At 41.8% G+C, this 6,353-nt stretch carries 7 protein-coding genes; 5 read left to right on the forward strand and 2 right to left on the reverse strand.

Annotation, left to right across the window (positions count from 1 at the left end; all coding sequences use genetic code 11):
• The first annotated feature begins 209 nt into the window (after positions 1-209).
• From I6E39_RS08695 to I6E39_RS08705, 3 genes are all read left to right on the forward strand, one after another.
• Positions 210-917, forward strand: a complete 708-nt coding sequence (locus I6E39_RS08695) for a hypothetical protein (RefSeq protein ID WP_235381207.1) — start codon at positions 210-212, stop codon at positions 915-917.
• Between the two features lie 101 nt (positions 918-1,018).
• The gene (locus tag I6E39_RS08700; RefSeq protein ID WP_235381208.1) at positions 1,019-1,555 is read left to right on the forward strand and encodes a hypothetical protein; all 537 of its coding nucleotides are present in this window, start codon (positions 1,019-1,021) and stop codon (positions 1,553-1,555) included.
• Positions 1,556-1,589: 34 nt separating this feature from the next.
• Positions 1,590-2,777 carry a type I restriction enzyme HsdR N-terminal domain-containing protein gene (locus tag I6E39_RS08705; RefSeq protein ID WP_235381209.1) on the forward strand — a complete coding sequence of 396 codons (1,188 nt, stop codon included), beginning with the start codon at positions 1,590-1,592 and terminating at the stop codon, positions 2,775-2,777.
• A 96-nt stretch (positions 2,778-2,873) separates the two neighbouring features.
• On the opposite strand, the gene I6E39_RS08710 is transcribed toward I6E39_RS08705, so the two are convergent.
• Both I6E39_RS08710 and I6E39_RS08715 read right to left on the reverse strand, forming a co-directional pair.
• Positions 2,874-3,497, reverse strand: coding sequence for a hypothetical protein (locus I6E39_RS08710; protein WP_235381210.1), 624 nt, complete (start codon positions 3,495-3,497; stop codon positions 2,874-2,876).
• Positions 3,498-3,608: 111 nt separating this feature from the next.
• A complete protein-coding gene (locus tag I6E39_RS08715; protein ID WP_235381211.1) occupies positions 3,609-3,836 on the reverse strand; it encodes a helix-turn-helix domain-containing protein in 228 nt (75 codons plus the stop codon).
• Positions 3,837-4,353: 517 nt separating this feature from the next.
• Between I6E39_RS08715 and I6E39_RS08720 the strand changes: the two genes are divergently transcribed.
• Both I6E39_RS08720 and I6E39_RS08725 read left to right on the forward strand, forming a co-directional pair.
• Positions 4,354-5,013 (forward strand): hypothetical protein, encoded by a 660-nt coding sequence (locus tag I6E39_RS08720; RefSeq protein ID WP_235381212.1) that lies wholly within the window; start codon positions 4,354-4,356, stop codon positions 5,011-5,013.
• A gap of 111 nt (positions 5,014-5,124) precedes the next feature.
• On the forward strand, positions 5,125-5,967 hold the full coding sequence (locus I6E39_RS08725; protein WP_235381213.1) for a hypothetical protein: 843 nt from the start codon (positions 5,125-5,127) through the stop codon (positions 5,965-5,967).
• Positions 5,968-6,353 lie beyond the last annotated feature (386 nt).

The raw sequence follows: 6,353 nt of genomic DNA on the forward strand, positions 1-6,353 counted from the left end.
GGGTACTATAAATTGAAAAAATATCTGTTGAACATCATCAATAATCATTGATAAATCTTCTCCTGAATCCAATTCCTCCAATGTCTGTTCCTGCTGGTCTAATAGTTCGTTTGGTGTTATACTTTGGTTGCTTATATTTCTTTGAGAAAAAAGAGGGATTTTGAGTTTTATCGTGAATACTATGGTATTCATGGTAAGGAGGATATCCTATGGATGACTACAAGAAGATTTATCAGACCCTATTAGAACCATTCCAGGAGAGATTGTGGTCTCACGAAATGACTTCCTGCCCTGTGATAGTTGGGTCAAACTATGAAACCAGTCCATTCCGTATGCTCTACATTGGACGAGCAGTAAACGGGTGGGAGTTTGATTGGCATGAGGATACACTTGAAGGGTTGGTAAATCAGGTGTTCTCTCATTGGTTTGATGTCGATAGCATCAGCACCACCCCCATCCAACCAGACGGGTATAATTTCAATCGTTCTCCATTTTGGCAACTCTGTTATAAGCTGTTAGAACTGAATGGTGAGGCAGCAGAGTGGTCATCTCGTGTAGCCTGGTCAAACCTGTTTAAGGTTGCACCGTACAGTAGATACAATCCTGACGGTAAGGACATTGTACGTCAGATAAAGCCCTGCATTGAGTTAATCAAAAAGGAAATTGAAATGCTCAAACCAACTCATGTGGTATTCGTAACAGATACGTGGTGGATGGAGCCTGCTGATTATACAGATGCCTCGTTTGCCAAGGAGTTGGGTATTACTCTGGTTTCGGATTCTACCAACACCATTGTTGGTCAGGGTACTTACAATGGTACTAAAATGGTGGTCACCAAAAGACCTGAAACAGCAAAGACTTCCAGAGCAGACCATGCACAGCAAATCATTGATACATTTTCTTCTCTTTCTCTGTAATCATAGAGGGGGCTCGTTCCACGAGCCCCCTCTATTTGTTTGGATGTGGTAGGTATGCAGTAACTGTGGTAAAGGGTTGGATGGTCTGCCTATAGGATACTTTGGCGCAGATTGAAAAAATAGTGGAAAAGTGGTATTGTAGTGGTAACGGAAAACGAGAGATTGCGAGGATGATAGTAATGGAAAACGCTCACAAATCATCTTCTCATGTGCAAGTACAGGTTGAAGAAGTGATATTCCATAAGGTTGAGGAACTTCTCAACCTCAAGTTCGAGAAGAACAAGAAAATCTATTTAGCAGACAATGCCTTCACATATATGCAGCCCGACTTCTATTCAGTTGAGAATTGTGTTGTCGGTGAAATATTTGCTCATATTGGTAAGCCTAAAAAAGCTCAGGATAATAAGATTGCAAATGATATTCTGAAGATGCTCCTGTTAGAAAAGAAAACGGGTAAGCAACACAGAAAAATAATCGTAGTCTGTGACTTGGCTGAAAAGAAAAAGTTAGAAGGTCAATCCGTTTTAGCAGAGAGCATACGTCAGTTTGGTATTGAAGTTATGTATGTTAAGGTCTGTGAAGACCTGCAGAAGCAGATACTGGAGGCTCAAGAGCTTCAGAGAATGACGAACGTTTAAGTAAGGGTAGATACAAACCAACGGGGGTTTTATTATGTACATCGACTTGTCCGTGCAACCGTTGCCAAAGGTTTATATGAGAAAGGGTAAGGAATGCTATCTTGACCCAATTAGACAAAAACTGATTTACATCACCCCCGAGGAAACAGTGCGTCAGCAGGTAATCTCTCATCTGTTATATGATTTGAAGGTTCCTGCTGATATGATTAGCGTAGAAGAAAACTTGTCCCACTATGGTATTAAGTCTATTCGGCGCACAGACATTACAATCAAGTGCCTTACCAAAGAAGGAGAACTGATTCCCATTGCGGTCATTGAGTGTAAGGCTCCTGGCATTGGTTTGGTAGATAAGGTTGCAGAGCAACTGTCTTTTTACAGTGATACTCTTGGTTGTGATTATGCTATGATGATTAACGACGTTGAGTATCAATGTTTCCATTACAACGAAGATACCCAACAGTATGATTTGGTAGAGGCTCTTCCTTGTTATGAAGATATGCTGGAAAACAAATACACCATCCAGCCTCTTGAAGCACAGCCTGAAAGACCTTCGTTCGAGGAAATCGGCAAGATATTCAAAGAGAACCCCGCTGCTTATGATATGGAAATCAGTCCTACCACAGATTACCACCTTGCCTGTGCATCGTTTAATCTATTGGCGTGCCTGTTTGATACAGACCATAAGTTGCCCTGTCAGCAGTATGATGCATTTAATCTGATTGAGGATTATGGGGTTAGATTTCTGTCCTACGGCAATGCTGGTGGTGGTGTGTTCTATGGTCCTTATCGTTCCTTCTTGATTGAACGTAATGGTAGTACAGAGTTTGTTTCCTTTGCATTCTCTGTGTATGGTCGTTCAGAAAAGCCAGGTAGTTGGAAGACTGCATTGAATGTGGCGATAGATAACGAAAAGGAGTCCCACCACGCATTGCAGTTGAGCATTGATGATAATGTGGTTTATCGAAATGGACGAGTGGTATTTTATCATAGCGGCAGAATTGCTATTGGCAACAAAGGTAGTGGTAAGGTAAGTGAACTCCGTGCTTTCGTTGAAGCTCGTTGTCCTAAAATCATAGCAGATAATCGGTTTAACTTGGGTATTCTCAAGTATGATAGGAACTGGACTTTGGATGACCCCGAGGTGGTTAATTTAATTGAAAACCTGATTTCCTATGCTCTTATCAGAGACGAGTACAGAGCGTTTGTAAAAGAGCAACGTTGATAAAAACTCCCGTGATTAACCTATAACCAACAGAACCCCCACGTTGCCGGCAACGTGGGGGTTCTTCATTGAGTATTGTATTAGATTGGATGTTGGTTACTGAATACCTGCATAGTGGTTATCAAATTGGGTGATGTCCTTATCAAGGAAGTCGAGTTCCTTACCACTGTCATAGTAAGAGGAGTGCATTTCAAACGAAAGCAGTCCTTCTTCCGTATCGCCTGCAACAAAAGAGTAATGCCTTATCTGTAACTCCTCAATATTGGCTATGTCGTGGTACTTGAGATTATCGTTTTCGTAAGCATCCACCACGATGAAGTTACAGGAGGGGTCAAGTTCTTTAAATGCTTTTACGCACTCATCACAGAAGAACTTCCGTGCAGCTCTGTTTGAATAGTCGCACATACTATCCTTTTGAATTGAAAAATGGAGATAGTTGTCGTCAGGAAAAGCGGCACCACTCCAACCTTTACCTGCAACCATCCACATGACGCCGTATTCAGACTTCTCTACGATTTGAAGTGGGTACTCACTGAAGGTGTTGTACAGACGCAGTTCAGTAGCACTTCCCTCATTGGTGTTCACAATAATTGGGAAGTTAGAGGGTACTCGCTCGTGGAGAGGACACACAACTGGTGGTTTGTGTAGCATACCAAAGAGAATGGCAATCAGAACAAGGACGATGGCAATTACTGCTGCTGACTTCAAGATTTTCTTCATATTCATCACCATAATCGCAAGGGACATAATACTATCTATTTAGATAGTATAACAGGGTTTGAAAATGAAGACAACAATGAAATAACCCCACCAAGTTATCGAGTGGTGGGGTTAATCTTCTAGAAGTTTGGAAGGATGCACATCGAGAGCGTCGGCCAGTCTAAATAAGGTTTTCAGACTAATTGGTTTATGCATCTTGGTGGACTCAATGGCCCCAATATAGGAAGGGCTGGTTTCAAGCAGTTCAGCAAGCTGCGCCTGGGTAAGCCCTTTTAGCTTTCTGTAAAAGGCCACCTTCAGACCAAGCCGCTGAAAGCGGGCGGTGTACTCGTAATCCATAGTGTTTTCACCTCTACGGATATTTTACTGGAGTTGATGTTGTGGTTAAATCCAATAAATCTTGTAGTATAATATCCGTATAAGATAGGATTATGTATTAATCGTATATTAATATAAATTGAGGAGATATTGGTTTTGAGAAATTGAGATTTTTAGTGGTTAAGGTGTTCCACTCCATATCTTTTTGCTGCTGGCAAAATTAGATGGAGATTAGGAGCAAATATTGCTTATGTGGTGGCGTTGGTGGTTGATATAGCAAAGAAAATGGTTTTGGGAATCAGTGTTTGGGGTTTAGGTTGAGTTTCTAAGTAGTTTGCGTGGATGGAAATAAATCTCGTCCATTTCTGGTTCAAGGAGTATACATTATTCGACATTTTCCCAGAGGGGGGGTGTTATGTGGTGGTTATAATCAAGAGTTGCCTCGCCGAAAGAGTTCCTAATAATATTTATCCTTGGCATCTGTCTTGACCTACGCTATGATACAGTGACCAATCCTAAAAGCAAGGTGGTGAACTGTATGCTGCTATCCTTGCAGCAAATCTTAACAGCGGTAGCCAAGGATAAGAAACTGAAGAACCCTGAGAAGTGGGTAGAACAACGCCTCGCTCATTGTGAAATCAATTCAGACTACTATAACTTCATCCACCTCAAATCCCACCGTAAAATGTGGTTTGGGGTCAGGGATAGCAAGTTTGAGTGCCAGCCCTTTGTACTGTACCGTGAACTGATGGTATCCGAAGAGAACGTGAAGGAGTTTGAAATCTACACCTTCCAGTCTATCGAAGGCCCCAAGTTCATGGAGTTCATAAAGGAAGCCTATCAGTTCTACTTCGACAGCGTAAGAGACCTGCGCCTTTTCTATGAACTTGAGCCTGTAAACTTCTCTGTGAAGTTTGGGGATGAAGTTTTCTCTCTGGGCGAGTATAACGACATGGATGTAGACTTTGACATTGAAACGGACTTGTATCACCTGGAAATCAAAGGTTCTAACCTCAACTGGTTTGCAGTTCATAAAGAGCAGCTGGAGCTGACTATTCTTGGCCTTATGCCGTACTTCAAGGAAGTGTCTGAAGGGGTTTACACTTCTGAGATAGTCCGTGTGACAAAGCTGAGTGAACCAATTCCCTATGAGGTCATTAAGGAAGATGAAAACTGGAGAGTGTACTGGTTTAAATAAAAGAGAGGCGGATCCGAATCCGCCTCTCTTTCTCAAATTCGAACTATATTGCCAAATAAACGGTTATCGTCTATACTGGTGTTGTAAATAACCTACACGGGGGTAGAAATCGTGACAAATGCTGAGTTGATTTTGGAATTAAAACGCCGTTTTGCACTCGATGCTTCAGCACAAGTTTTTTCATGGGGTTCTTGGGATAATCACCACGCAACTGTGCGTATAGGAACTGGTTCTGACAAGATGGACAGTGAACTTCAAAATGAACTCCCCCTGACAAGCTATCCTTTCGTTCTTGCTGCCGCTGAAAAAAGCGGAGAGACCTTTTTCTTTTTCTTTGATGATATTGAAAACAGTATGGTAAATATCCTTACTGTTTATGGCCATGAAGATAACTATACAGAGGCTGCTTTGTTTTATGTATCCTATGGGGATGAAGTTGCGTTGAAGATTGTCGAATTTGGTGCGGTGCTGAAAAAAGATGGTCATAGCCTTCTTGTCCAAAATTTTGGTTTCATCACAGAAGGTAGCGTGGTTGACAGAGCCGTTCTTCACCAGCCCTCTAACTTGCACTTAAAAGATTATCGGTTCGGTGATTATAGTCTGTTTGACTTCGATGATGATTTTGATGACTTACCTGCCGTTACTTTTGATGGGCAGTTCAGCGCTTATGCAGTTGAAGTCGAGGAGATAAGTCTATACAATGTGGTAGAGTTAAACTATCGTGTGGGCGATAGAGAGTCTTCCATAGTGGGCGAGAGGTTTTTTGATACTCCCGAGGCGCTAATCGTTGCCACGGAAAAGCATACTCAGGCTGAAGTGTTTAAGGGTGCTGTTCCGTTTGCAGTTGTTGACAACACGATTATCGAGCCTGTTTCTGTGGAAGCAATCAACGAAATGATGCAACAGTGTTCTGAATCTTGGGAAGAAGTTTATGAGATGGGTCTTGAGAGATAATGATTTGGGTTTGTGATAACTGCAACTTTGTCTTTTCACGAGTAAACGAGCCTGACCGTTGCCCTGACTGTGGCAAGCAGTATAATATCCGTGAGGCAACGGAACAGGAAGTTATCGAGTTCGAAAAGAACCTCGAACTCGCTAAAAGTGAAAAATGGTAATTTCCGAAATGGATGAGAAGCGAAACGCTTCTCATCCATTTTTAATTTTGTTGGTATTACAATAATTTTGGACTGTTGAAAAAAGCGGGAGGACTGTTGAACTCCATGGCGGACTGTTTATGACACATAAAAAATAATAAGGATGTACTTTGAAGGACCTGTTGACAAAGTGGCGTATAAACCCTTTCTATGGTACAATAACTATAGGGAGGGATGTGGCATGAT

The organism is Pseudoflavonifractor phocaeensis, assembly GCF_021531375.1.
In the GTDB taxonomy this organism is placed as follows: Bacteria; Bacillota; Clostridia; order Oscillospirales; family Oscillospiraceae; genus Lawsonibacter; species Lawsonibacter phocaeensis_B.